The sequence below is a fragment of the Peribacillus sp. ACCC06369 genome (assembly GCF_030348945.1).
Taxonomy (GTDB): Bacteria; Bacillota; Bacilli; order Bacillales; family DSM-1321; genus Peribacillus.
On sequence record NZ_JAUCEN010000002.1, the window covers coordinates 3,798,866 to 3,825,037 of the forward strand.

General features: G+C 42.6%; 21 protein-coding genes and 1 other annotated feature (1 of these 22 running past the window's edge). Of the genes, 2 read left to right on the plus strand and 19 right to left on the minus strand.

What is annotated here, in order from left to right; translation table 11 throughout:
* Nucleotides 1-223, minus strand: a binding site (T-box leader); it reaches 7 nt to the left of the window's first position.
* A gap of 238 nt (nucleotides 224-461) precedes the next feature.
* Complete coding sequence (locus QUF78_RS19320; protein ID WP_289325924.1) at nucleotides 462-653, plus strand: hypothetical protein; 192 nt, start codon at nucleotides 462-464, stop codon at nucleotides 651-653.
* A 56-nt stretch (nucleotides 654-709) separates the two neighbouring features.
* Here QUF78_RS19320 and ysxE read toward each other — a convergent pair whose 3' ends face one another.
* The 8 genes from ysxE to hemA all read right to left on the minus strand — a co-directional run bounded on the left by ysxE (nucleotide 710) and on the right by hemA (nucleotide 10,129).
* Nucleotides 710-1,780: a spore coat protein YsxE gene (ysxE, locus tag QUF78_RS19325; protein WP_289325925.1), complete on the minus strand. Its 1,071-nt coding sequence runs from the start codon at nucleotides 1,778-1,780 to the stop codon at nucleotides 710-712.
* 147 nt (nucleotides 1,781-1,927) lie between these two features.
* A complete protein-coding gene (locus QUF78_RS19330) occupies nucleotides 1,928-3,331 on the minus strand; it encodes a LysM peptidoglycan-binding domain-containing protein (protein WP_289325926.1) in 1,404 nt (467 codons plus the stop codon).
* Nucleotides 3,332-3,879: 548 nt separating this feature from the next.
* Nucleotides 3,880-5,169, minus strand: coding sequence for a glutamate-1-semialdehyde 2,1-aminomutase (gene hemL, locus QUF78_RS19335; RefSeq protein WP_289325927.1), 1,290 nt, complete (start codon nucleotides 5,167-5,169; stop codon nucleotides 3,880-3,882).
* A gap of 38 nt (nucleotides 5,170-5,207) precedes the next feature.
* A complete protein-coding gene (gene hemB, locus QUF78_RS19340; RefSeq protein WP_289325928.1) occupies nucleotides 5,208-6,203 on the minus strand; it encodes a porphobilinogen synthase in 996 nt (331 codons plus the stop codon).
* Entirely contained in the window at nucleotides 6,200-6,997 is a 798-nt protein-coding gene (locus tag QUF78_RS19345; protein ID WP_289325929.1) for a uroporphyrinogen-III synthase, read from the minus strand. The genes hemB and QUF78_RS19345 overlap by 4 nt, the downstream gene beginning before the upstream one ends.
* Complete coding sequence (gene hemC / locus QUF78_RS19350; protein ID WP_289325930.1) at nucleotides 6,997-7,929, minus strand: hydroxymethylbilane synthase; 933 nt, start codon at nucleotides 7,927-7,929, stop codon at nucleotides 6,997-6,999. Before hemC ends, QUF78_RS19345 begins: the two co-directional genes overlap by 1 nt.
* Nucleotides 7,930-7,938: 9 nt before the next feature.
* Nucleotides 7,939-8,769: a cytochrome C assembly family protein gene (locus tag QUF78_RS19355; protein WP_289315465.1), complete on the minus strand. Its 831-nt coding sequence runs from the start codon at nucleotides 8,767-8,769 to the stop codon at nucleotides 7,939-7,941.
* Nucleotides 8,770-8,779: 10 nt separating this feature from the next.
* Nucleotides 8,780-10,129: a glutamyl-tRNA reductase gene (gene hemA / locus QUF78_RS19360; protein ID WP_289325931.1), complete on the minus strand. Its 1,350-nt coding sequence runs from the start codon at nucleotides 10,127-10,129 to the stop codon at nucleotides 8,780-8,782.
* Between the two features lie 252 nt (nucleotides 10,130-10,381).
* Here hemA and QUF78_RS19365 point away from each other — a divergent pair, with 252 nt between their 5' ends.
* A complete protein-coding gene (locus QUF78_RS19365; RefSeq protein ID WP_289315463.1) occupies nucleotides 10,382-10,864 on the plus strand; it encodes a LiaI-LiaF-like domain-containing protein in 483 nt (160 codons plus the stop codon).
* A gap of 74 nt (nucleotides 10,865-10,938) precedes the next feature.
* Here QUF78_RS19365 and yihA read toward each other — a convergent pair whose 3' ends face one another.
* From yihA to ilvC, 11 genes are all read right to left on the minus strand, one after another.
* A complete protein-coding gene (gene yihA / locus QUF78_RS19370; protein ID WP_289315462.1) occupies nucleotides 10,939-11,520 on the minus strand; it encodes a ribosome biogenesis GTP-binding protein YihA/YsxC in 582 nt (193 codons plus the stop codon).
* Nucleotides 11,517-13,838: an endopeptidase La gene (gene lon, locus QUF78_RS19375; protein WP_289325932.1), complete on the minus strand. Its 2,322-nt coding sequence runs from the start codon at nucleotides 13,836-13,838 to the stop codon at nucleotides 11,517-11,519. Before lon ends, yihA begins: the two co-directional genes overlap by 4 nt.
* A gap of 253 nt (nucleotides 13,839-14,091) precedes the next feature.
* Nucleotides 14,092-15,762, minus strand: a complete 1,671-nt coding sequence (gene lonB, locus QUF78_RS19380; protein WP_289325933.1) for an ATP-dependent protease LonB — start codon at nucleotides 15,760-15,762, stop codon at nucleotides 14,092-14,094.
* Nucleotides 15,763-15,956: 194 nt separating this feature from the next.
* Nucleotides 15,957-17,225 carry an ATP-dependent protease ATP-binding subunit ClpX gene (gene clpX / locus QUF78_RS19385; protein WP_101222811.1) on the minus strand — a complete coding sequence of 423 codons (1,269 nt, stop codon included), beginning with the start codon at nucleotides 17,223-17,225 and terminating at the stop codon, nucleotides 15,957-15,959.
* Nucleotides 17,226-17,654: 429 nt separating this feature from the next.
* Nucleotides 17,655-18,947: a trigger factor gene (tig, locus tag QUF78_RS19390; protein ID WP_289325934.1), complete on the minus strand. Its 1,293-nt coding sequence runs from the start codon at nucleotides 18,945-18,947 to the stop codon at nucleotides 17,655-17,657.
* A gap of 186 nt (nucleotides 18,948-19,133) precedes the next feature.
* The gene (locus tag QUF78_RS19395; RefSeq protein WP_289325935.1) at nucleotides 19,134-20,168 is read right to left on the minus strand and encodes a tetratricopeptide repeat protein; all 1,035 of its coding nucleotides are present in this window, start codon (nucleotides 20,166-20,168) and stop codon (nucleotides 19,134-19,136) included.
* 176 nt (nucleotides 20,169-20,344) lie between these two features.
* Nucleotides 20,345-20,944: a 3-isopropylmalate dehydratase small subunit gene (gene leuD / locus QUF78_RS19400; RefSeq protein WP_289325936.1), complete on the minus strand. Its 600-nt coding sequence runs from the start codon at nucleotides 20,942-20,944 to the stop codon at nucleotides 20,345-20,347.
* A 27-nt stretch (nucleotides 20,945-20,971) separates the two neighbouring features.
* Complete coding sequence (gene leuC, locus QUF78_RS19405) at nucleotides 20,972-22,381, minus strand: 3-isopropylmalate dehydratase large subunit (protein ID WP_289325937.1); 1,410 nt, start codon at nucleotides 22,379-22,381, stop codon at nucleotides 20,972-20,974.
* A 70-nt stretch (nucleotides 22,382-22,451) separates the two neighbouring features.
* Complete coding sequence (leuB, locus tag QUF78_RS19410) at nucleotides 22,452-23,564, minus strand: 3-isopropylmalate dehydrogenase (RefSeq protein WP_289315455.1); 1,113 nt, start codon at nucleotides 23,562-23,564, stop codon at nucleotides 22,452-22,454.
* Between the two features lie 15 nt (nucleotides 23,565-23,579).
* Nucleotides 23,580-25,115 carry a 2-isopropylmalate synthase gene (locus tag QUF78_RS19415; protein ID WP_289315454.1) on the minus strand — a complete coding sequence of 512 codons (1,536 nt, stop codon included), beginning with the start codon at nucleotides 25,113-25,115 and terminating at the stop codon, nucleotides 23,580-23,582.
* Complete coding sequence (gene ilvC, locus QUF78_RS19420) at nucleotides 25,102-26,130, minus strand: ketol-acid reductoisomerase (RefSeq protein WP_289325938.1); 1,029 nt, start codon at nucleotides 26,128-26,130, stop codon at nucleotides 25,102-25,104. Before ilvC ends, QUF78_RS19415 begins: the two co-directional genes overlap by 14 nt.
* Between the last annotated feature and the right edge of the window lie 42 nt (nucleotides 26,131-26,172).

Here is a 26,172-nt window from a genome sequence, read left to right on the forward strand (position 1 = left end):
ACGAAGGAAGTTGTTCGCGGTGCCACCTTTTTTCCGAAAAAGTAAAAAATCTCTTTCGGCTCTCAAATCGGATAACGGCTCTTCACCGGCCTTCGCTACTTAAGATCTTTCACGAAAACTGCTCGCGGACGACTTCGGATGCTGCTGCCTGGAAACCTCGCACCAATTGGTTTCCTCTCTGAAAAGTGCATTTCATCTTACTATTTCCGGTCTTTGCATTGATTTATATTCATATGTAAAATCATTGAATGCATATAGTATATAGTACAAAAAATATGGGGCTCCAGTCAATCATCTTTTCGCTTTCTTTCTTTAGCAAGCATTCCATTACATGCATTCGATCCCGCTGCCCGGCCATTTTCTTTATTTTATCCTCCAGGAACAGTGAATGTGACCGTTTTTTCACCTTTTCCACTACCCGCCCATAGAATATAAGAAGCCCTAAAAAGGAAGGTAATAATATGAAGCGAAGATATACCCCCTATACTTTACCGCCTTGGATGAAAAAATTCCGGGGTGTTTGCCAGCAGTTCATCATCCCCTTTGTCTTATTCCAAGGATTGCGTACGCTGATTTTCCCTACTTTCTTCGATATGCTCCTGCTAATCGCCTTTATTTTCTTGGCCATGTCTTTGTATTTCGAATGGATTTAATTATTCCCTTACAGCAAAAAAATATACATGACTGGAGATGATCCAATCATGTATATTTAGCTTGGGGGTGATTGCTCTTCTTTGGCAGCCTCGGCAGCCGCCTTTTTCTGCTGTTCGATCTCTTCGATTTTCATCACCATATACTCAATATTCTTCAGTAGCCAAAATTGCCGCTGCAGTTGAGTAACATTATCAAGCTCTGAACGATGTCCCCTGCCATCGGAATAACCCTTCACTAATTCCAAAGCTGATCCAGGGAAAGCCAGATAACTTTGCATGAGCAGCAATTCTTCTTCTTTCAACGGAAAATAACGAAAATAGTTATATAGCCAGTCGACGCAGTCATCGCATTGGACAGGATAGGTCCTGGCCGACTTAACGAGAAATGGCAGTAAATCGAAATGAGGCGGTGCCGTATTCGAATTCTCAAAATTGATGAAGTAGCCATATCCGCGTTCGTCATAAACGAAATGCTTCAAAGAGACCTTTCCGTGCGTGACCACGGTTCGAACCTTTTCACTTTCCTTCGTTTTTTCATACCAAGTTTCAAACTTCTTGATCGAGTACTTCAGTGCCTGTGAAATATCAGTGTAGAAAGAACAAACCGTCATTTCGACTGGAGACATATACCACTTCTTTTCACAGCTGACAATATACTCATCCATAAAGTCCTTCTCATTATTCCAGGCATCAAGCGTCCGCTCATAATGGGCTTCCCGTTCCTCTGGATCCACCTGTATTTCCCTAACGGACAGCGTATGCATCCGGGCAAGCTCCCTGAACATTTGCTTATGCTTTTCAACGCGCTCCCCGTCCCCTTCATTATTCAACCAGGGCATCAGGTAATACAAACGTCCATTATGAAGAACGGCGTAACGCTGATCCATCGTTTGATAAATGGGAACGATCCTGTTATAGCCGCGATGGTACAGTTTTTGAACATTTTTTATAAAATCAATGCCGTTATGCGGTAAAATCGATTTCAAGGCAAATGTACCGCGATCAGTGTATACTTTTTTTACACGCCCGAAATCCTCAATATATTGTACATACATGGCATATTCCTTCAAGACGGTTTCCGTGTCAAGATCCCGATTAGCAGGCTGCTGATTCTCGTTTTCCCTCACGAGACTCACTCACTTTCTCTAAAAAAACTCAATCCGATTCCTATAGTCACCAAAGTCCAGTGGCCAATCAGGCTGCTCTAACGCCGTTCAACAACTTTACCCTAGTAAAAAACAGGAGCAGACCATATGCTCTGCTCTCTGTCCTGGTCAATTCTTATATACAACGGCCTTCGGTATATATATGACTTGCCCTTCATGGACGTTTTGATTCGACTCCAATTCATTGCTGAAAAGTATGGATTGAACCGTAACATCATAACGTTGAGCCAAGTCGTCAAGCGTTTCCCCTTGCTGGACAATGCAAACCTTCATCCTTACCAGTTCTTCTTCTTGTTTCCGTCCGAATAAATCCATGATGGAAAGCTGCTTTTCATCATGATCGGCCGTATCTTTATCATCACGCTTAGCTGCTTGTTTCCTGCCTTTGAAATTTTTGACTTCCTTGGCTGGGGGAGCTGGTCTTTCCCTCTTTTTGAATAGATCGCTTATGGATGAATTGGACTCCTCTTCCTGTTCCACCTTCACATGTTCATTTAGGATAGGTCCCGTTACAACGTCATCTTCTTCCTGCCGGATGACGTCCTCGGTTTCAAGATTTGAAACTGGGCTATCTTGATGAGGCTCTTCTACCACTTCTTCTTTCAAAGTCACTCTAGGAGTCTCCGTCTCCACTATGGAATCCTGCCTACTTACTTCTTCCTCCAGTTTCTCCTCATCCACGAATGACACAGGTACCTCCTCTGTGGGGTCAGGCTGATCACTTATAAAATTCACTTCTTCCTCTACAGCTTCAGCATCTTCCTGTCTGTGCACTTCCGTTTCCCACTCCTCCTCTTCAGGATATGGTGAAACGGGAATTTCAAAGACTGGGGCATTATGCTGATCGCTTAAATAGATTGGTTCCTCTTCTTCTTCTTCGTTCGCTTCAGATACTCGTCTTGCCTCTGCAGAAAAAGGCGTGTATAACTCTTCCTCCTGCTCATCACGGAAAACAGGCTGAAAATCCGGGATTGGCGGCACTGCAGCCGCATAAGGAATGTATGACTCATTTTCCCCATCCGTTTCTTCTCCCTCTGTTTCCCCAACTTCCTGCTCCGTATCGAACCGTTGTTCCACATATGAATCATTATAGATTCCAGTTATCAACAAATCCGCCTGCAATTTCAAACAGTTATGCTCAGGCAGGGCATAATCAAAGCTTTGAATCGAGACATCGATCTCCTCTAATGAGGCAATCCGATTATTCGGAATCGTTATATCAACCGGAAAACGGTGTGTGAACTCATTAAGTCCATTGGGATGCCTCTCGACCTTTTGAACGGATTTTGGCAAAAAGGTCTGCGAAAACTCCTCTTCCTCACCATTTTGCGAGTCTTTGTATTCACCGCATAAATCTAACGAGCCTCGTATAAAAACATATTGATCACTTTCTTGAATCGTCACATTCGGATCCAGGGAAATGGAATAGAGCTCAGCCACTTCCTGTCCCTTCTGGAACCAAACGGATTCCTCTAAAGAAAATCGTAAATACGATTCATTTTCTTGCGACAAGACAACTCCTCCTTTCAGCTTCAGGAAACGGTACCTATACCATTATCAATCTATGAAGGTAGGAAGATGATTATTCCTTAATTTCATTTGCCGCCATCCAGATCTTATTTATCCTGAACCACTAAAAAGGAGGAGATTCTATTTTTCCAGGCTAAAATCAATGTAGAATTGGATCAATGCAATCAGCCTGAAACCATTTAAATTTGGTCCTAAAACCAGTTATTCGGTCCTATCTCCATTTTATTTCGACCTTCAATCTATTTATTCGTCCTACCTCCCTATTATTTCGGCCTTCAACCTTTTATTCCGTCCTATCTCCCTATTATTTCGGCCTTCAACCTTTTATTCCGTCCTATCTCCCTATTATTTCGGCCTTCAACCTTTTATTCCGTCCTACCACCCTTTTATTCGGCCTTCAACTTTTAATCAGCATTCTTCCGCTTACTGATTGAATTCAAAAAAACAGGCTACCATTCTCCAAAAGATTTTTGGAAAATGGTGCCTGTTTAATATTTATGATTGCTTAATTAGCCAGAAAGTTTTTTGCATCATTTTTTTAATTTTGCAAAGGCCTTTTCTGCCGCTTCAATGGTCTTTTCGATATCTTCATCACTATGTGCTGTTGATAGGAATAAACCTTCAAACTGGGATGGCGGCAAGTAGATGCCTTGATTCGCCATTTCCCTATAGTAAGAAGCAAAGAACTCTAAATCGGATGTTTTTGCTGTATCATAATTTACGACTTCTTCATTTGTAAAGAAAAGCCCAATCATGGAACCGGCACGATTGAATGTATGGGGAACTCCGTATTTTTCCGCTGCTTCTCCAATGCCTTTTTCAAGGATATCACCTTTTCGGGTGAACTCTTCATAAGATTCTGGAGTCAATTGGCTCAGCGTTTCAAGACCAGCCGTCATGGCCAGAGGGTTACCAGACAATGTTCCTGCTTGATAGATTGTCCCACTCGGGGCGATTCGTTCCATGAATTCGCGCTTTCCTCCGAAAGCTCCGACCGGCAAGCCACCGCCAATTACTTTCCCAAGGCAAGTCAGGTCCGGTACGATGCCAAAATAGCCTTGTGCACAATTATAGCCGACACGGAACCCGGTCATCACTTCGTCAAAGATCAATAGAGCCCCGTATTGGGTCGTCACTTCACGTAAGCCTTCGAGGAAACCTGGCTGTGGCGGAACGACGCCCATGTTCCCCGCAACAGGTTCTACGATGATACAGGCGATGTCTTCGCCAAATTGTTCAAACGCATATTTGGTTGCAGCAAGATCATTATATGGTACGGTAATCGTATTTTTCGCAATGCCTTCCGGTACTCCCGGGCTATCAGGTAAACCTAATGTTGCAACACCGGATCCCGCTTTGATTAGCAATGAATCGCCATGCCCATGATAAGAACCTTCGAATTTCAGGATTTTATCCCGGCCTGTAAAGCCTCGTGCCAACCTTAGGGCACTCATCGTCGCTTCGGTTCCTGAAGATACCATCCGGATCATCTCAATCGAAGGCACCCGTTCAATGACCAACTTAGCCAGTTCATTCTCAATCAGTGTAGAGGTTCCAAAGCTTGTACCTGATTCCGCTACCTTTTTCAATGATTCCACGACACGGTCATTCGTGTGACCCAGGATAAGCGGTCCCCATGAAAGAACATAGTCTATATATTCATTCCCATCGATATCATACATTTTTGAGCCTTTTCCGCGCTCCATGAAAATTGGATCCATGTCCACAGATTTGAAGGCACGTACCGGGCTGTTCACGCCGCCTGGCATCAAGTCTTTTGCTTCGGCAAACGCTTTTTTCGATTTTTCATATGACCGCATGATTCAATCCCCTTTTCCATTACAGGTTTTATTTGTAATCATCCTTGATTATCTTCGTTTATCCAGCGTGCTACCTCTTTTGAAAAATACGTAATGATCAAGTCGGAACCTGCGCGTTTCAAGCCTGTCAGCATTTCCATCACTATCGCTTTTTCATCAATCCAGCCATTTTGGGCAGCTGCCTTAACCATTGAGTATTCACCGCTGACATTATAGGAAACAATCGGGAGATTAAAGTTATTCTTAACGTCCCTGATGATGTCCATGTAGGATAGGGCTGGTTTTACGATTAGGAAATCCGCACCTTCAGCAACATCGGATTCAGCTTCACGGAATGCTTCAAGGCGATTGGCGGGATCCATTTGGTAAGTTTTCCTGTCGCCAAATTGTGGTGCACCATTCGCAGCATCTCGGAATGGACCGTAAAAAGCCGAGGCATATTTCACTGCATAGGACATGATCGGAATATCTTCATAGCCCGCTTCATCCAGACCTGCACGGATGGCCGCAACGAAACCGTCCATCATATTGGAAGGGGCAATGATATCGGCACCGGCCTCAGCCTGGCTGATTGCCGTTTTGGCAAGAAGGTCAAGAGAAGCGTCATTCAGGATCTTTTCCCCTTCAACGACCCCGCAATGTCCATGGCTTGTATACTCACAAAGGCAGGTATCAGCAATGACAATGACTTCTGGATATTGTTTTTTGATAAAGCGGGTTGCCTCTTGCACAAGTCCGTTATGGTGAAAAGCACCTGTGCCCTGTTCGTCTTTATCATGATCAAAAGGGACACCGAATAAAATGACTGACTTTATGCCCAGACTCACGACTTCATCCATTTCCGCTCCCAGATTATCCATGGATAACTGATAGATACCCGGCATCGAGTTGATTTCATTTTTTACATTTTCACCGTCGATGACGAAAATCGGATAGATCAAATCCTCTTTATGCAATTGTGTTTCACGGACTAAAGCCCTCATGCCAGCACTTGCACGCAAGCGACGGTGGCGATTGAATGGAATGTTTTTCATTTTAAAGTTCCTCCCTTATTATTTCTTTTCACGATGAAGCGTATTAAATCAGCAACCATGGCATCCGTCGTATAAACATCTGGACAAACATCGACGGATAGCCCATGTTTTTCAGCCGTTTTAGCGGCAATCGGTCCGATGCATGCGATGATGATCCGGTCTATGTATGTATCCAACTCACAGCGTTCCATAATCTGCAAAAAATGATGGATCGTCGAAGAACTCGTAAAGGTTATGACGTCGATTTCATGATTCGTTATAAGTTGCACGAGTTTTTTTTCACTGCTTCGAGGAAGCACGGTATGATAAATAATCACTTCATCACACGATGCTCCACCTTCATTGATTGCCTCCGCAATAACCGCCCTGGCGAGATTTCCTTTTGCCAGCAATACGCGTGACCCGGGATCAAGTAAGGTCATGAACTCCGAAACAAACCCTTCAGCAACAAACTGAGCTGGCACGAAATCCGCCTTATACCCATGCCGTTTCAGGGCCGCTTCTGTTTTGGAGCCGATAACGGCTATTTTCGGAAGCTTTAAAGGCAGTTTACCAAGAAGCTTAAAGAAGAAATCCACCCCATTTTGACTTGTCAGAATGATCCAGTCATAGGTAAGCAACTCACCTAAACGCTGATGAACCTCTTCCATATGATCAGGAAGAGTGAACTCAAGCAATGGCACAAGAAGCGGCGTTCCGCCATTTTTCTCGATCGAATCTTTTAAACCATCTGCCTGCCCTTTCCCTCTCGTGATTAATACCCGGTAATCCTTAAGAGGTTGAAAGGGTTTCATTACTGATCAAGCTCCTCTTTTACGCGATCGATCAATTCTTTACCGCCCATTTCACTAATCTGCTTGGCAGCATCATGCCCAACTGTCACGGGATCTGCCCCCTCGACCATTTCTTTATAAATCACCTTTCCATCAGGAGAAGCGACCAAAGCCGTCAAGGAAACGGATCCATTATCTTTTGCTACCGCAAATCCGGCAATCGGAACCTGGCATCCGCCTTCCATTTTATCCAAAAAGGCACGTTCCGCTTCAACCGTTCTTTTCGTTTTTTCACAGGTCAATTTCGCAAGTTCTGCCAGCAGATCTTTGTCATCTTCACGGCATTCAATGGATAGTGCTCCTTGTCCAACTGCCGGAATGCAAATATCTTCATCTAAGAATTCCGTTACGATGCCCTGTTCCCATCCCATTCTTGATAGTCCTGCTGCAGCTAAAATGATAGCATCATAATCTTCCGTTTTCAGCTTATTCAAACGGGTATCGATATTCCCGCGAATCCATTTAATTTCAAGGTCCGGCCTTCTAGCCAAAATTTGAGCGCCACGGCGCAAGCTGCTTGTACCTATGATGGAACCGGGTTTCAGTTCAGAAAGGGTTTCATGGTTCTTGGAAATCAAGGCATCCCGATGGTCCTCCCTCGGTGGTATGCAACCAATCGTCAATCCTGTAGGAAGCACTGCCGGCATATCTTTCATACTATGTACAGCCATATCAATTTCTTTATCCAGCATCGCTTGCTCGATTTCTTTAACGAATAAGCCTTTTCCGCCTACCTTGGAAAGCGTTACATCAAGGATTTGGTCACCCTTTGTGACAATTTCCTTCACCTCGAACTCGTATGGAACCCCAAGCTCTTTAAGTTGATCGATAACCCAGTTCGTTTGGGTGATCGCTAATTTACTACGTCTAGAACCGACAATTATTTTTCTCATAGTTTCCTCCTATGTATTCCAAAAGTGGAATGTTGAAAGGCTTCCGAAAAGGAAAAAGTTAATTAACACAATCATGAAAGATCCAATATTCAGAAAGGCTAGCGTCCTTCCATACATTTGTTTCCGAATTTTCAAGTATAAAAATACACTGTATGCGATGAGCAAAATAAATGAGCCGATGATCTTCATATCCAGCCAGGATACCCCAGGCACTTTTATATAAGCCCATTGAATCCCCAAGATAAGTGATACCACCAATAATGGAACACCTATTACTGCTAGGACATAAGACATTTGCTCGAGCTTAGTTAGATCGCCGAGTCGAAGCAGCCGTTTCCCCCACTTCTTCCGTTTCAACAGATCATATTGAATTAAGTAGAGTAGTGAAAACACGAAAGAAAGCGTGAATGCCCCATAAGATAGGATGGCAAAAGTGATATGTATGAGCAATAGCTCTGAAACCAGACGCTGTGCAAGCACTTGAGATTCTATCTGAACAGGTGCAAATGTATGGATGGCCATAACCATGAAACCTAATACATTCGTAAAAAAGACCGTAAAGTCGACTCTTAGCAATCGGTTAATGATCAAAGATAACGATATGAGGACCCATGCATAAAAATATAAGCCTTCAAAAATCGTCAATACCGGGAACCTTCCCGTTTTCATTACATACAGAAACAAAAAAATTGTTTGCAGTACCCAAACAATAGAAAGCAACCAGAAGGCGACCTTATTAGCCTTCTGGTTATTATTAAGGAAGTCAATAAAATATAAAAGCATACTGATGGCATACAACAACACAGTGGCTTCATGCAATCTTGTCATTAGTAATTCCATATCTACCTCATTACTGGACAGGAACTGGATTCAATAGGGATGCCTTGGAACTGTTCAGTTCTTTTTCATCATCCGCAACCAGCTGGTCTTCTATCAATTCCTCTAAATTGAAGATTTTAACGAAATTATTTAATTGCTCTTTTGCATTCGGCTCATCTGCAAGCTCTTTTGCATAAAGAATAGGATCTTTTAGCATTTGGTTGATGATGCTCTTCGTATGCTTGTTCAGAACCTTTTTGTCACGTTCGCTTAAATGCGGAAGCTTTCTTTCGATGCTTTCCATCGTTTCCTTTTGTATCGAAAGGGATTTTTCCCGTAAAGAAGAAATGACTGGCACCACACCAAGCAAATTAATCCATTGATTGAAGTCCACAATTTCAGATTCGATCATCAATTCTATTTTCTCGGCAGCTTTTTTACGTTCTTCGATATTGGCTTGCACGATCCCTTCAAGATCGTCAATGTCATACAGGAAGACATTTTCCAGCTCGCCCAATGTTGGATCAAGGTCACGCGGCACTGCGATATCGACCATGAAAATAGGACGGCCTTTACGAAGCTTATTCACGAATGACATCATTTCTTTTGTTACGAGAAGATCTTTTGATCCAGTGGAAGTGATCAGGATATCAGCCTCCACTAAAGCGCATTGCAGCTCTTGAAGCTGTTTTGCTGTACCATTGAATCTTTCCGCCAGGTCGACCGCTTTCTGAAAGGTGCGGTTAATGACTGTGATGCTGTCGGCTCCATTACTATGAAGATTTTGAATGGCTAGCTCACCCATCTTACCGGCCCCAAGAATCAAGACATTCTTGCCGTTCAGGCCTCCAAAGATTTTTTTTGCAAGCTCGACTGCCGCATAGCTGACGGAAACGGCATTGGTATTGATTTCGGTTTCCGAATGAGCTTTTTTAGCCAATGTAAGGGCTTGCTTGAAGAGATGGTTAAAAACGGTACCGATCGTATCTTCCTTCTGCCCTAACAGATAGCTTGAACGTACTTGTCCCAAAATCTGAGTTTCTCCCAGGATCATGGAATTCAAGCCGCAGGTAACAGAAAATAAATGCTCGACAGCCCCATCGCCTTCATAAATGAAGAGATATTTAGAAAATTCTTCTTTATCGATATTAAACCATTCCGAAAGAAATTCCTTTATATAATACCTACTTGTATGAAGCTGGTCACCGACCGCATATATCTCCGTTCTGTTACATGTTGAAATAATAATATTTTCCAAGATGCTTTTTTTATTTTTAAGAGCTTTCATTGCCTCGGCAAGTTCGGCTTCGCTGAACGATAGTTTTTCCCGAATTTCTACAGGGGCAGTTTTGTAATTAATACCAACCGCTAGAATATGCATCCTTTTGTTTTGCACCCCCAAAATTTTTCATGTAAATTTATTATACCATGTACTAAAATTGATTCACGCAAATAATATGAACAGTTTATGAAAACGTATGCTACCATGAAAAGACAGCCAAAACGCCTGATTGCTACAAAAGGTGTCTAAGCGGGATTTGTAAGTTACATACATATTTCGACATTGTGTACAAAAGTACCATATCAAAAATGGCAAAAAACTTCAAGTAATCGAATTGGATAGGAGGATAAAATGAAAACGCAGCGTATTTTCCCTGGAATCGTTTTAATCGGTTTCGGACTCTATTTTTTTCTTGAACATTCCCAAATGGAGATCTTTCCAGGCTTTTTTAGCTGGCCCACTTTATTATGTATAGTTGGTGCCGCCTTCTTGATTCAGGCTTATAGCGGTAATGAATATGAGTCCATCCTGCCAGGCGTCATCTTACTGGGGTTCGGGGCCCACTTCCACATTGTCGAGAACCTGGATATTTGGCCGGACAATATAGGTATCTTTATTTTAATCATCTCGCTGGGATTTATTCTTCGGGCACGTAAAACAAATTCTGGAATGTTTCACGGGATGGTAATACTCATCATCTCGATCCTTTTCTTATTCTATGATAAAATCACAACGTCTTTCGGGATTGTTGAAACAAGCACGGCGAACATCGAAAGGTTTTGGCCATTTGCCTTGATGGCAATCGGCATTTTCTTTTTGGTTCGAAAAAAGTGAATATGGACCGATTCGCATTTTATGTGAATTCCATAATGAAAAAGGGTATTCCAGATGCGGAATACCCTTTTCTTTTACATATATTTCTTAAGGACGCCCCATGCTTGTTCCTTACCTTCTCCTGTTTCCCCTGAGAAAAGAAGCAATTCATCTTCTCTTTCCATATTCAACGTTTGGCGCGTGATCTTCAAGTGCTTCTGCCATTTGCCCTTTGGAATTTTATCCGCTTTGGTGGCAATGACGATCCTTGGCAGATCATAATGCTTCAGGAATTCATACATTGCGATATCATCCTTAGTCGGAGGATGACGCAAATCGACGATCAGAAGCGCAGCGCGGAGCTGATCACGGGAAGTGAAGTACGTTTCGATCATCCTTCCCCAGGCATCGCGCTCCGTTTTTGATACCTTTGCATAACCATAACCCGGTACATCCACAAAATGGAGTGCTTCATTTATGATATAAAAATTCAAGGTCTGCGTCTTACCCGGTTTAGAGGATGTCCGCGCCAAGTTTTTTCGATTGATCATTTTGTTGATGAAACTGGATTTCCCAACGTTGGAACGGCCTGCCAAGGCAAATTCCGGTATTGGAGTATTGGGATATTGTTCAGGCTTCACAGCACTGATGACAATATCTGAACTTGTTACTTTCATTCGTTCACACCTACCAATGCATGCTCAAGGACTTCATCGACGTGTGAAACTGGAACAAATGTTAATGCTTTACGGACACTTTCCGGGATATCATCAATATCCTTTTCGTTATTTTGCGGGATGATGATTTTCGTAAGTCCTGCGCGATGGGCCGCTAAAGATTTTTCTTTAAGCCCGCCGATCGGAAGAACCCGTCCGCGTAATGTAATTTCGCCTGTCATGCCTACCTCTTTTCTGATCGGCCTATTAGTTAGGGCCGATATTAACGCTGTTGCAATCGTGATGCCTGCAGATGGGCCATCTTTAGGGACGGCACCTTCGGGGACATGAATATGAATATCATATTTTTCATGGAAGTTCGTATCAATATGAAGTTTCTCGGTTTTTGAACGGACATAGCTGAAAGCAGCCTGGGCTGACTCTTTCATTACATCGCCAAGCTTTCCTGTCAGGATAAGCTTGCCTTTACCTGGTGATAAGGAAACCTCGATTTGCAGCGTATCGCCACCAACCGACGTGTATGCTAAACCATTAGCAACACCGACTTGGTTCTCGACTTCCGCCTGTCCATAATGGAACATGGTTTTCCCTAAAAACTCCTCGACATTCTTTTCAGAAATGACGACCCGCTTTTTATCTCCGGACACGATGATTTTTGCAGTCTTTCGACAGATGCTTGCAAGCTGTCGCTCCAGACTCCGGACACCGGCTTCCCGAGTATAATAACGGATGATTTTGGTAAGAGCTTCCTCACGGATTTGCAATTGTGTCTTCAATAAACCATGGTTTTCCAACTGTCTAGTCAGTAAGTGATCCTTGGCTATGTGAAGTTTCTCTATCTCAGTATAACCTGCAATCGAAATGATTTCCATACGATCACGAAGCGGGCCAGGAATCGATCCCAAATTATTCGCCGTCGCAATGAACATGACCTTGGAAAGATTATACGTTTCTTCAATATAATGATCACTGAAATTATGGTTTTGCTCAGGATCGAGTACTTCCAGCATCGCTGCAGATGGATCTCCCCTAAAGTCATTGGACATCTTATCCACTTCGTCCAGTAAAAAGACAGGATTGATCGTTCCAGCTTTTTTCATACCTTGGATGATCCGTCCTGGCATCGCCCCTACATATGTGCGGCGATGTCCGCGGATTTCCGATTCATCACGCACCCCGCCTAAAGATATACGGACGAAATTCCTATTCAGTGATGACGCGATTGATTTAGCGAGACTGGTTTTCCCGACACCAGGTGGTCCAACCAAGCAAAGGATAGGACCCTTCAATGAATTGGTCAATTGCTGGACGGCTAAATACTCAAGCACCCGCTCCTTCACCTTTTCCAATCCATGGTGGTCCCGGTTCAGGATTTTTTCAGCTTTGTGAATATTCAAGTCATCTTTAGTAGCTTTGGACCAAGGAAGCGAGATCAACCATTCGATATAATTGCGGATGACAGAACTCTCGGCTGAGCTGGACGGTACTTTTTCATAACGGTCCAATTCCTTTAATGCCGTTTCTTTGATGTGCTCTGGCATATCCGCTTCTTCTATCTTTTCGTTGAGGACCTCAATTTCCCCTGTCTTCCCTTCTTTATCGCCCAATTCCTTTTGGATCGCTTTCATTTGTTCACGTAAATAATATTCTTTTTGAGTCCGTTCCATCGAACGCTTAACACGCTGGCCGATCTTTTTCTCGAGGAAAAGAACTTCTTTCTCGTTATTGATGATCTCGATTACACGGCTTAAACGCTTTTTCATATCAATGGTCTCGAGCACTTCTTGCTTTTCCTTCAATTTCAAAGGCAAATGGGAAGCGATTATATCGGCTAATCTCCCTGGCTCTTCAATATCGGAAGTGGAAGAAAATGTTTCACCGGTTATTTTCTTGGACATTTTTATGTATTGTTCAAAATAATCCAATAGTGTGCGCATTAATGCTTGATGTTCAGCATCCTTTTCATCACTGTCTTCATATATTTTAATCTTGGCACCATAATGTGTCTCATAATCGTAAAAATCAATGACCTCTGCCCGGTTCAATCCTTCCACCAACACCCGGATTGTACCATTCGGAAGCTTCAGCATCTGTTTTACCTTTGTTAAAGTTCCCATTGTAAATAAATCTTCTTCACCTGGTTCGTCCAACGAAACATCTTGTTGTGTCGTCAAAAATATAAGATGGTCTTCCACCATTGCTTTCTCAAGGGCTTGTACCGATTTATCTCGGCCTACATCTAAATGAAGTACCATCGTTGGATATACAAGCAGTCCTCTAAGCGGCAGGAGGGGGACGATGATTTCTTTATCAGTCATTTCCTGACACCTCCATCTAATTAGTATCGTCGTTGTAAACTATTTACCCATGTTCTCAACCTTTTAACAATTCTATCCTATTTATATAGAAGTGTCTATTCGTTTACCTTAACACGTTTCGACTGCTATTATTATCTCCAATATTAGATAAAAAAGCACGTCTGAACACGTGTTTATTTTTTCTTTAAGTTTAAGACGGACTCCAATATGGTCCTTAAAATGCCCCGGTTTTATTTTAGCCGGGGCATTTCGTTTATACACTTTCTTTTTTCGATAGGTCCAAGGATGTGAGTATTTGTTCCGATATCATTTCCTTTTTCAGTGCCTGATCGAGCACTTCTTTTACATTCGTAACCGGAATGATTTCTATATCCTTGATTTCAGATAGCAAAGGCTGCATGTTATCGGCTGGGATGATTACTTTCTTTGCGCCGGCAAGTTTTGCGGCCTTGATTTTCGGAATGACACCGCCAATCGGTTTAACACCGCCATGAATGCTGATTTCCCCAGTCATCGCCATTGTGTGATCAACAGGGATTTTATAAATGGCCGAGTATATGCCAGTTGCCATCGCGATTCCGGCAGAAGGACCATCTACAGGACTTCCGCCCGGGAAATTCACATGGATATCGAATTGATCGGCAGGCACTCCCATCGACCGTAAAACCGTAATGACATTTTCAATCGAACCTTTTGCCATGCTCTTACGGCGAATCGACTTGCCGCCACCACCGCCAATACTTTCTTCTTCAACGATGCCGGTAATATTTATCGAGCCTTTTTCATCAGAGGCAGCCATGACCGTAACCTCGATTTCAAGCAATGCCCCGCTGTTGGGACCATAGACTGCAAGACCGTTGACAAGGCCTATTTTAGAATTAGATTCTATTTTCCTGTCCATTCTTTGGGTCAGTTGGCTGCTATGTGCCATCCAATCTATATCTTCTTCTCTGATAAAAGTCCTGTTTTCATTAATTGAAATTCCTGCAAGAGTCTGAATCATGTTGACGGCTTCCCTGCCATTTCGGGCATAATCCGAAATCGAATGCAAGCCTTTTTCACTGATGGTGATTCCCACTTTATCTGATGCATTTTTAGCCACGGTGATTATTTCTTCCCGATCAAGTTCACGGAAAAATACCTCTATGCATCTCGAGCGTATTGCAGGTGCGATTTCATTTGGCGTTCTCGTTGTGGCTCCAATCAATCGAAAGTCAGCCGGAAGTCCATTTTTAAAAATATCATGGATGTGAGTGGGAATATTTTGGTTTTCCTCTTGATAATAGGCACTTTCCAGAAAGACCTTACGATCCTCCAATACCTTTAACAGTTTATTCATCTGTATTGGATGTAGCTCCCCTATTTCGTCGATGAACAATACGCCTCCATGAGCATTGCTGACTGCACCCTGCTTTGGCTGCGGAATGCCAGCTTGTCCCATTGCCCCGGCCCCTTGATAAATTGGATCGTGTACCGAACCAATAAGCGGATCGGCAATCCCCCGTTCATCGAACCTGGCTGTGGTGGCATCCAATTCAACAAACACTGCCGAATTCTTAAAAGGGGACTTCCCGTTTTTCTTAGCCTCTTCCAAAACAAGTCTGGCCGCTGCTGTTTTCCCTACCCCTGGAGGACCGTAAACTATCACATGCTGGGGATTCGGCCCACATAAAGCAGCCTTTAAAGATTTAATGCCATCTTCCTGACCGATGATTTCATTAAATGAGCTTGGTCTAACCTTCTCAGCCAATGGCTCAGTTAACGAAATCGATCTCATCTTCCGTAATTGGTCCATTTCCTTACGTGAATCACGGTCAATGGAAACTTTTTGTGTCCGCTGGCCTTTCAATAGGTTCAAAAAATACAATCCAATAATAATCCCAAAAAACAGCTGGATAAACAACGCCAATCCTGTCCAATTCATCGTATTCCCTCCTGCACTCTCCTAGTTTGTCATTTCTGTTAGTATCTCCTTTGGAAGGGCGATATTATCCAAGAAATTCGTGTTGTAAATTTTGGGGTTTTCATCCTTAAGAACAACAATTTTTCAATAAACATAAAAAAAGACAAAAGAAAAAGACTGCCAGGATGAACTGGCAGTCTTACTTTTCCTATTAATTAAGCAGATGTCTTCTTTTCTTGTCCTTTGATGGTCGTACCGTCTTTTAGGACGAGCTTTGGAGATTCATTTTTTGAAATCGTGCTGCCTGTGATTACACATTTTGCAACATCATCACGTGAAGGCAGATCGAACATCACTTCAAGAATGATGCCTTCAATGATGGATCGCAGGCCACGTGCACCAGTTTTACGTTCAATTGCCTTTTTAGCAATTTCACTAAGCGCTTCCTGTTCGAATTCCAATTCGACATCGTCTAGTTCAAGCAATTTTTGATATTGCTTAACAAGGGCATTTTTCGGTTTTGTCAGGATTTCGATCAAAGCAGCTTCATCCAATTGCTCAAGAGTCGCAATTACCGGAAGACGTCCGATGAATTCCGGAATTAAACCGAAACGAAGCAAGTCTTCAGGAAGGACTTTGGAAAGCAATTCTTTTTCTGCAACATCATCCTTCTTCACGTCAGAGCCAAAACCAATGACTTTTTGACCAAGACGGCGTTTGATGATCGGTTCGATGCCATCAAAGGCACCGCCACAGATGAACAAAATATTGGTCGTGTCGATTTGGATGAACTCCTGATGCGGATGTTTACGCCCACCTTGAGGCGGAACGCTTGCAACCGTTCCTTCAAGAATTTTCAATAAAGCTTGTTGCACACCTTCACCAGACACGTCACGTGTAATGGAAGGATTTTCCGATTTACGGGCAACTTTATCGATTTCATCAATATAAATGATGCCTTTTTCCGCTTTTTCCACATCATAATCAGCTGCTTGGATCAATTTTAGAAGGATGTTTTCGACATCTTCCCCAACATATCCAGCTTCCGTCAATGAAGTTGCATCAGCAATGGCAAAAGGAACATTCAGTAATCGTGCCAATGTTTGCGCAAGAAGGGTTTTCCCGCTTCCCGTCGGTCCGATTAGGGCGATGTTACTTTTAGAAAGCTCCACATCGTCGACTTTGCTATTGGAATTAATACGTTTATAATGGTTGTAAACAGCGACAGCCAAAGATTTCTTCGCCTGTTCTTGTCCAATCACATATTCGTCAAGAATTTCACGGATTTCCATAGGTTTAGGAACATCCCTGAATTCCACTTCTTCATCAGTGCCCAGCTCTTCTTCGACGATCTCCGTACAAAGCTCGATACACTCGTCACAAATATAGACACCTGGACCAGCAACCAGTTTACGGACTTGTTCTTGTGTTTTACCGCAAAAAGAACATTTTAACTGTCCTTTTTCATCATTAAATTTAAACATGTACGTTCACCCCTTTAAATACTCTTCCAACTCTATTACATAGTGGTACCCAATCGAATGAAAAAAATAGGCACACATCTACTTAAGCATTCCAAAATCCCTAGTATGTTTTGCATTTTATCATGTTCTTGGAAGTTTAGTAACAAAAATGCTCACGCGTCCGAGTTGTTAAATAAGTACAATAATCAATCAATATGTATTTGCCCTTTACCAGTATGCCCAAAACTTTTGATTTTTAAAATCAGGATTTGCTGTATAAATATGTATATGCGGTATTAGAACTAATCTACACTGAAATCCAAAAAAAATCAATCAGGAACTAACCGATATTTGAAATTTCCACTAATTCTCAATATGTATAAAACAAGGCACGATTACTCGCGCCTTGTTTTTTTAAAGGAAATATTTAAATCTACTTATTTATAAAAATTATTTTGCGTCAACTGTTTTGCTGTTTTCTACCAAGAAGTCAATAGCTTTCTTAATTTTAAGATCGCCTTTGATTCCTTCTAAGTTTCCAAGAGCTTGTTTGATCGCGTCAATTTCCATGTTGTACATTGTAGCCATTTGTCCAAGTTCAGCTTCCACATCTTCGTCAGTCGCTTCAAGTTTTTCAACTTCAGCAATTGCTTCAAGAGTAAGGCTCGTACGAACTTGCCCTTCAGCTTCTTCTTTCATTTGTGCTTTTAAAGCTTCTTCGTCTTGACCTGAGAATTGGTAGTAAAGTTCCAAATTAAGTCCTTGAGATTGAATGCGTTGAGAGAACTCATTCATCATGCGGTCCACTTCATTTGAAATCATTGCTTCAGGAACGTCCATTTCCGCACCTTCAACAGCTTTACCAATTACAGTGTTTTGGATGAAGTTTTCTTCTTCGTGTTTTTTGTCATGCTCTAATTTATGTTTTGTTTTTTCTTTAAGTTCAGCCAAAGTTTCAACTTCGTCGTCGACATCTTTCGCGAACTCATCATCCAACTCAGGAAGTTGTTTTGTTTTGATTTCGTGAATTTTCACTTTGAATACAGCTGGTTTACCTGCAAGTTCAGCAGCATGGTATTCTTCAGGGAAAGAAACTTCGATATCTTTTTCAGCGCCAGTTTCAAGACCAACAAGTTGCTCTTCAAATCCTGGAATGAAAGAGTTCGAACCGATTTCCAATGAATGGTTTTCTGAAGCTCCGCCTTCGAATGCTTCACCATCAACGAATCCTTCAAAGTCAAGAACGACTGTATCGCCTTCAGCAGCTTGTCCTTCTTCTTTAACAACAAGCTCAGCTTGACGCTCTTGTAATGTTTTCAATTCGTTTTCAACATCTTCGTCAGTTACTTCAGTATTGAACTTTTCAACTTCAACACCTTTGTAATCTCCCAATTTAACTTCAGGCTTAACCGTTACTGTTGCAGTGAAAATCAGGTTTTCGCCTTTTTCCATTTTCTCGATGTCGATTTCTGGACGATCTACAGGCTGAATTCCAGCTTCTTCGACAGCATTTGCATAAGCATCTGGAAGAATGATATCAAGCGCATCTTGGTATAGTGATTCTACGCCGAATTTCTTTTCGAACATTTGACGTGGCATTTTACCTTTACGGAAGCCAGGTACATTTACTTGTTTCACTACTTTTTTGAAAGCTGCGTCTAAACCTTCGTTTACTTTTGCAGCGTCAACTTCAATTGTTAGTACGCCTTGATTACCTTCTTGTTTTTCCCATTTTACAGACATGTGTTTCCCTCCAAAAAATCTATATACTTCAATAATAAGCATTGGATGAATATGCTTTGCAAGTGTTAACAAGTCATCCTTCAAATATACCCAAAAAAAATATTGGGAAATCGTCAAAACTCGACGATTTATACATTACAACCACTACATTATACCACAGGTTTAATCTGTTACAACAGCAATAGCTTAAATAATGGGATAAGAAATTTCCTCAATTTCTTTTAAATAGGATAGAATATCCGCAACTGTTTCTTCATCAGCCAGATAAAGGTCCGCTAAGTCCCTCCCGAAAACTTCCCCAGTCATGTATTCCTCCGCTAATGCATGGTAGGCAGCTGCCCAAGCCGGCAAGCTTTCAGGTCCGGGTTCAAAAGGATATAACAGAAAGGAATGACGATCGATTAAACTATGGACCATTTCAAATAAGCTCGGGTTTTCCTGACTGATTTCCTCTTCTGTCAGGCCGGTTACCGTCTTATAGAAGTCCGTCTCCTTCAAACTTTTCAATTCCCTTGGTATGACCGACTTCGATTGATTGAATTTCCTTAGTGTCACTTCCTCGGCATATTCCTGGTCGATAAGGATGTTAAGGAGCATCGTTTTAAAGAAAGGGTGTCCCTCGTCTCTTTGTAGAAATTGTTCGATTTGCGGGATGAATGGTCGAATGTTGATATTCGTGAGTTTTGAAATGACCAAGAACATTTCATTATCCGTTTTCCCTTCAAAGAGATCATCCTCTTGCAATTCTTCTGCAAGCTGCTGATTTTGCCTTTCCTTTTCCTCTTTTTTATCCTCAAGGGCCCTTTTGCTGAACTGAAGCATCTTTTCGAAATGTTCCTCTTTATCAAAGGGAATTTGGCTCTCTTCAAATAGCAGTTCGATCGTCGTGACCATTTCCTGATGCTCGCCCAATTGCAGCAGGACCATCAAATAGATATTGATAAGTTGAAAATAGTCGCCGATGCCTTTATTCAGCATCTCTATACATAACTCTTTTGACTCCTCATAGTGCTCAAGTTCGACTAGAGAGACCACTAGCCCCATGCAAACCTCATCATTTTCGGGCTCATATTCCCTGGCTTGGCTGAAAAGCTGTGCAGCTACTTTAAAGTTTCTGTTTCCAAGCTCATCCAACCCTTTTACAATCAGCCTTTCACCGAGATTTGGAAAGGCGATAATCTTGGTTTCTCCAGCCTTCTTTTGGTTGTTCTCATTATCCATCCTATTTTCCGCCTCACCGTTCGCTTTTTGAAAAACAGTTTAGCATGTAATAGCAGGAAACACAAAATTTTATATGGGAGAATAAACGCCTTTTCCGTCCATTTCAAGCTTTCCCATAAAAAAATCCCGTCCTCCTTTCAAATATGAAAGGAGGACGGGAAAATGACCATCTTCAATTAAATGCTCGATACAACCTTTTTTTGTGATTCATAGGCGGAAATCTCTTTATCATATTGAAGGGTTATGGAAATTTCATCCCAGCCTTTAATGAGCATTTCCTTCCAATATGGATGAATTTCAAAACTTGTTTCAAACCCTTGACCATCTTTCAATGTCTGATTGGGAAGGTCAATCGTCAACTCATAGTCAGGTGCCGCCACTCTCTCCATTAAATACTTCACTTCAGCTTGGGTTAAAGCAATGGGGACCATGCCATTCTTCATGCAATTACTTTTAAAGATATCAGCATAGGACGGTGCGATGATGATATCGAATCCGTAGTCTTTCAAGGACCATGGAGCATGCTCACGCGAAGAACCGCAGCCGAAATTTTCACCGGCTATTAAAATGGACGCGTTTTGATTATGGGGCTGATTCAATTCAAACTCAGGACGTTCTTTTCCATTTTCATCAAAACGCCAGTTATAGAATAAAAATTCACCAAATCCACTTCGCTCAATTCGTTTTAAAAATTGCTTTGGAATGATTTGGTCCGTATCCACGTTTTTACGGTCAAGTACCGCCGCTCTTCCTTTATATATAGTAATGGGTTCCATCCTCTGCACCTCCGGTTAATTCTATTCTTAATGGACTTGTTCAGTCGTTTTCAAATTCCTAATATCGACAAATTTCCCATGAATGGCGGCCGCAGCAGCCATTGCCGGACTAACTAGATGTGTCCTGGCACCAGCTCCTTGCCTTCCTTCAAAGTTCCGATTACTGGTGGAGGCACAATGCTCTCCGGCTGGAACCACATCAGGGTTCATGCTCAAGCACATGCTGCAACCTGATTCGCGCCATTCAAAGCCCGCAGATTTGAAGATCTCATCCAACCCTTCATCTTCCGCTTGCCTTTTAACACTCTGTGAACCGGGAACGACCATCGCCCGAACTCCTTTTTGAACAGTCTGGCCTTCGATCATTTCTGCAGCCTGCCGTAAGTCCTCAATGCGTGAATTGGTACACGATCCTATGAATACATGCTGAACGGGAATATCCGTAATCGGCATGCCTTCCTCAAGACCCATATACTCAAGTGCACGATTCAGTTCCTTTGGATCCATGATATCTTCCGCGAAGGTAGGTACTTTACCGTCCACTCCGCTAGCCATTCCAGGATTTGTACCCCAGCTGACCATTGGCGAAATCAGGCTGCCATCAAGAGTGATTTCCTGGTCGTATACAGCATCCTCATCACTGGAAAGTGACTTCCAGTCCTGTACACATTGCTCGAACTCTTCCCCTTTTGGCAAATACTTACGACCTTTCAAATAAGAGAAAGTCGTTTCATCGGGAGCTACCAGCCCCGCTCTTGCCCCGCCTTCAATCGACATATTGCACACCGTCATTCTCTCTTCCATCGACATATCCCGGAAAACTTCCCCACAATACTCAATAATGTGTCCCGTGCCGAAATCGACGCCGAATTTAGAAATCACATATAAAATGACATCTTTCGCCATCACGCCGTGACCAAGCTTGCCATTAACCTCAAGCTTTAATGTTTTGGGTTTTGTTTGCCATAGGGTTTGTGTGGCTAAAACATGCTCAACCTCACTCGTCCCGATTCCAAACGCAATCGATCCAAACGCACCATGTGTGGAAGTATGACTGTCACCGCAGACAATCGTCATCCCTGGCTGTGTAAGACCCAATTCCGGTCCGATAACGTGAACGATCCCTTGTTCCGGGCTGTCTAAATCAGCAAGGCGGATACCGAACTCCTTACAGTTTTGGTCAAGTGCCTCTAATTGTTTCCTTGCAATATCATCCTCGATGAAATAACGATTAACGGTTGGCACATTATGATCCATTGTCGCAAAAGTACGGTCGGGTCTCCTGACTGCACGTCCTTTTAATCTTAATCCTTCAAATGCTTGCGGAGAGGTCACTTCATGAATATATTGAAGGTCAATATAAATTAAATCCGGTTTATTTTCCTCTTCATTTACAATATGGCGATCCCATATTTTCTCTATTATCGACTTTCCCATCTTTATCCCACCTCGATCAATCTTGTATTTTTTTAAAAAACACGGCCTAATGTTAGGCCGTGAAAGAAGTTTATGCGTAAGCTCCCATGATGTTGGAAATGGCTTCCTGGTCTAAAAGATTTGCTTTTATTTCTGCAATCATCTCTGAAGTAGACGTAATATTTGGTTGGCCATTTGCGATATCGCCTGTTCTCAAACCATAATCAAGGACCGCTTCCACTGCCTGCTCAACGGCATGTGCCTCATCTTCCAGGCCAAAGGATAAACGCAGCATGGACGCCGCTGATAAAATGGTCCCGATTGGGTTAGCTAAGTTTTTGCCCGCGATATCCGGAGCTGAGCCATGAATCGGTTCATATAGGTTAGGCCCTTTTGTTGATATAGAGGCAGATGGTAGCATTCCAAGCGAACCAGTCAACACGGATGCTTCATCGCTTAAAATATCACCGAACATATTCTCCGTCACGATAATATCAAATTGTTTCGGGTTTTTGATCAGTTGCATGGCTGCATTATCCACAAGCATGTGTTCAAGGGTTACATCCGGATAGTCCTTGGCGATTTCTTCAGCCGTTTCACGCCACATCCTGCTGGATTCAAGAACATTCGCTTTATCCACGGATGTTACTTTTTTCTTGCGATCCGATGCTAATGCAAAAGCAAGTTCAATAATGCGCTTCATTTCGCTTTTCTGATAGAAAAGAGTATCGACAACCGCCTCTTTCCCCTCTTTTTCAACGCGTTCACTTGGCTTTCCGAAATAAAGGCCGCCAGTTAGTTCCCTGACAATCACGAAATCCACATCTTCAATGAATTCCTTTTTAAGAGGAGAAGATTCCGACAAGCTGGAATAGTAGCTGATTGGACGGATGTTAGCATAAAGATTCAAATCTTTTCGGATTTTCAACAAACCTCGTTCCGGTCTTAGGTGCGCAGGCTGGGCATCCCACTTAGGTCCTCCAACGGCCCCTAATAATACCGCATCGCTGTTTTTACAAATCTCCACTGTTTCATCCGGCAGGGGCGAACCCGTGTTATCGATGGCCCCGCCGCCAATCTCACCATATTGAAATTCAAAATCGTGTCCATATCTTTGGGCAACGGCTTCGAGGATTTCTACAGCGCCTCTTGTTACTTCTCTCCCGATGCCATCTCCTTGAAGCACCGCAATATTCCTTTTCATCGAAATCTCCCCTTCCTATTGTAATACTGCTTTTTCTTCCAATTCCTTCATGATGATCACTCGGTTCACAGCGTTCAAATACGCTTTTGCGGATGCTTCCAAGACGTCCTGATCCAGACCGCGGCCGCTTGTTTCCACACCATTAAAATCAATTTTCACAAAAACTTGGGCAAGTGCATCCATTCCGCCACCTACCGATTGAATCCGATAGTCCAGCAAGTTGATTTCGCTGCCCAAACATCTTTCAAGCGTGTTATAAAGGGCTTCAACACTTCCTGCACCTGTTGCCGCTTCCTGAATCTCTTCATTATCGCCTTTTTTCAGTGTAACCGTCGCTGTTGCCGTCTGATGTGTACCGTGGGAAATCTGTAAGGAAATCAGGTCATAGAAACTGATATCCGTCGCTTTCTCTTCAAGCACAAGTGCCACGATATCCTCATCCGTCATGGTCTTTTTATTATCGGCCAATTCCTTGAATTGAACGAATAATGAGTTCATTTCCTCATCCGTAACCGAAAAATTCAACTCTTGTAATCTTTCTTTGAAAGCATGGCGTCCTGAATGCTTCCCTAAAACAAGTGAATTGGACGAAACTCCGACGAGTTCAGGTGAAATGATTTCGTATGTCGTTTTTTCTTTTAACATGCCATCTTGGTGAATGCCAGATTCATGTGCGTATGCATTGGCACCAATTATGGCTTTATTAGCAGGAACTTGCATTCCGGTAAGTCGGCTGACCAAATCACTGGTTCTTTTAATTTCATTCAATACAAGGCCCGTTTCCGCTTGATAGAAATCTTTACGGATGTAGAGTGCCATAGCCACTTCTTCAAGTGCCACATTTCCGGCACGTTCACCAATGCCATTGATTGTACCTTCGACTTGTGTAGCCCCGCCTTCGATGGCGGCCAATGAATTGGCGGTTGCCATACCAAGATCGTCATGGCAGTGTGCAGATAAGCTAACCTTATCAATAGAAGGAACATGTTCACGAAGGTACCGGAAAATGTTTCCGTATTCGATTGGAGCTGCATATCCTACAGTATCTGGAATATTAATGACCTTGGCACCAGCTTGAATGACTGCTTCAACGATTTCAGCCAAATAGTCAAGTTCTGTACGACTGGCATCTTCTGCAGACCATTGTACGATCGGGAAACGTGCTGCCCCGTACTTAACCATCTCAACGGACTTTTCAATCACTTGCTGTTTCGACATTTTCAACTTATATTCACGATGAATGGGCGAAGTGGCGATGAACGTATGCAACCTTGGTTCTGCACCGATCCTCAATGAATCCCAAGCTGCATCAATATCTCCTTTTACAGCACGCGCCAGCCCCGTAACAGAGCTGTTTTTAATTTTGCGCGCGATTTCCTGTACGGAGTTAAAATCCCCTTTGGATGCTGCCGGAAAACCGGCTTCGATAATATCAACACCCAATCTTTCAAGCTGATAAGCAATTTCAAGCTTTTCGGTAAAATTTAAATTTACACCGGCGGATTGCTCCCCATCTCGAAGTGTGGTTTCAAATATATTAATTTTTCGCAACGGCTACCACTTCTTTCTCTTTTTGTTGAGGTTTTACGAATGGCATCATTTTTCTTAATTCACGGCCCACCACTTCGATTTGATGTTGGTTTTCACGATTATTGATAGCATTGAAGACTGGACGGTTCGCTTGGTTTTCCAAAATCCATCCTTTAGCGAACTCTCCGTCTTGGATGTCTTTCAAGATCGCTTTCATGGCCTCTTTCGTAGTTTCCGTCACAACGCGTGGTCCAGAAACGAAATCTCCCCATTGAGCTGTGTCAGAAATGGAATAGCGCATGTTTTCCATACCGCCTTCATACATAAGGTCGATGATTAATTTAAGTTCATGTAAACACTCGAAATATGCTACTTCCGGTTGATATCCAGCTTCTGTCAAGGTTTCGAATCCAGCTTTCACAAGGGCAGTCAATCCGCCGCAAAGTACGGCTTGCTCTCCAAATAGATCCGTTTCCGTTTCTTCCTGGAAAGTAGTTTCCAAACCGCCAGCTCTTAAAGATCCGATCCCCCGAGCGTACGCAAGTGCCAATTCTCTTGCTTCCCCCGTAACATTTTGATAGATGGCAAACAATGCCGGCACTCCTGCACCTTGTTCATATGTACGGCGAACAAGATGTCCAGGACCTTTTGGAGCGACTAATAAAACATCTACGTCTGCCGGAGGAACGATTTGATTGAAATGGACATTGAATCCGTGTGCGAACATTAACGCTTGACCAGCATGCAAGACCGGTTTGATTTCTTCTTGATATACCTTCGGCTGAGTTTCATCCGGTAAAAGGTTCATGATTACATCTGCTTGTTCAGCTGCTTCTTTAACTGTGTAAACATTGAACCCGTCTTCCACGGCTTTATCGAAGGATTTACCTTTCCTGATTCCGATGATTACTTCTACACCGCTGTCACGCAGGTTTTGTGCGTGTGCGTGTCCTTGTGAACCATATCCGATTACCGCTACCTTTTTATTGTTGAAAAAATTCTCGTTTGCCTCTGCGTTATAATATACTTTTGCCATAATAATTACATCTCCCTTTTCTTTTCATTGTTTTTTGTTTTT